Here is a 1,526-nt window from a genome sequence, read left to right as displayed (position 1 = left end):
GTAAGGATTCAGGTCTAATATTTAGGAAGCAGGGATGGGCGAGACAGATAATTATTAGAATTAGCCAGCAGTGCTTGTGCAAAAAAGTCAATCACAGACCTACCTTGACGACGACAGGTTTGCACTACAGTCAACAGATGGGCAGTGTGTTTAAACCGCTCCATTGAACGGGAACCACCACTAACTTTACGTTTTGTCACAGCCAAACGCAGCGATCGTTCAGCCTGATTATTATCAGGAGGAACTTCAGGGTAGTCAAGGAAATACCACCATTGAATTGCTTTATCACGCAAAGAGCGTAAAAGGCTGCCGGCCGTAGCTCCTGCAAGATCAAGCCACTGATGGAGTGAGGAATACAATTTAGATTTGAATTGATTGACCCAATCGTTGTAACTGCTGGAGTCAAGAGTCTCAAACCATCGAGCATAATTCCTAAAGGCTTCATCAATCAAATCAACAAAAGCTTCGCCAATAGCTTGGTTGTGAAGACCTGGAAGTTGAATTAGTTTTTTAAAATGTCGGCGTAGATGAGCTAAACATTTCTGCTGGGCAAAAGCTGGATAGCCATTGTAAACGCTGAAATCATCGCTGCTGAGTACCCCTGTATACTTAGTCCCCAAAATTGCTTCTAACTCGGCTCTAGAACGAGTATCAGCCGCAGTAAATAGGCAGAATTCAGAATTAGCCACTACCCACAACCATTCTTTGGTTCCCTTGACTGACCAAGGAGTTTCATCTACATGGATGTTAGGTTGTGTCTGTTTTACCCAATTACTTAATTCAATAATGCTTGGTTCAATCGCTTTTTGAATTCGTTCATTGGTGGAGACTAAAGTTCCTAGCCCAATTTCAATTTGACCCAATTCCCACAACATTTCTTGTTGCTTTTCATAGGGCATGTGTGCATAATTATTTGCCCACCCTAAAAATGCCTGTAACGACGTTCCTAAATCTTGTCCTGGAATAATGTCTTGTGGACAGGAGGCTGTTTGTAAATTGCCACAACACTCACATACACAGGTATAGCGTTGATACTCCACTACTTCGATTGGACGCTCTACTAATTGCGCTACAGTGTGCTTTTCTACTTTTACTGCCACAGACGCAAATGCTTTTTGACCACAGTAAACGCAATCCGTAGGACGTAAGATTTCACAACGATCTATTCTGCCAAAACCTTTACGAGTCTTACCTTGATGTCCTGGTTGCCCACCTGGTTTTCTTTTGGGGTGGTTCGGTTCTTCTTCCAAGGGTGCTTTTTTGTTTTCACTCTTTTTGAGGATATCCCCAGACGGTGGCTTTGACGAATTAGAACTGTCTAAATCTCGGCTGACTTTTAAACGCTCTATTTCTTGCTGTAATTCACGTATTACCTTACTCTGCTCAATGATCATGTTTACCAGTTCTTCTTTGGATAACTGGCCCAAACTTTCTGGGTCTAGTTCATGAGTCAGGTTTTGGTTCATATTTGTGATACTCCACCTCAACTGTCCCCTTTGTCAATACTCTGTTACCTGAATCCTTAC

Annotated in this window: 1 protein-coding gene; it reads right to left on the bottom strand. The window is 42.3% G+C overall.

The annotated features are described in order from the left end of the window. Positions 1–14: 14 nt before the first annotated feature. Positions 15–1,466, bottom strand: coding sequence for an IS66 family transposase (locus A4S05_RS04070; RefSeq protein ID WP_069068547.1), 1,452 nt, complete (start codon positions 1,464–1,466; stop codon positions 15–17). Between the last annotated feature and the right edge of the window lie 60 nt (positions 1,467–1,526).

The organism is Nostoc sp. KVJ20, assembly GCF_001712795.1.
Classification (GTDB): domain Bacteria; phylum Cyanobacteriota; class Cyanobacteriia; order Cyanobacteriales; family Nostocaceae; genus Nostoc.
Note: the sequence above shows the minus strand (reverse complement) of the source record. Positions and strands in the feature narration are given on the sequence as shown.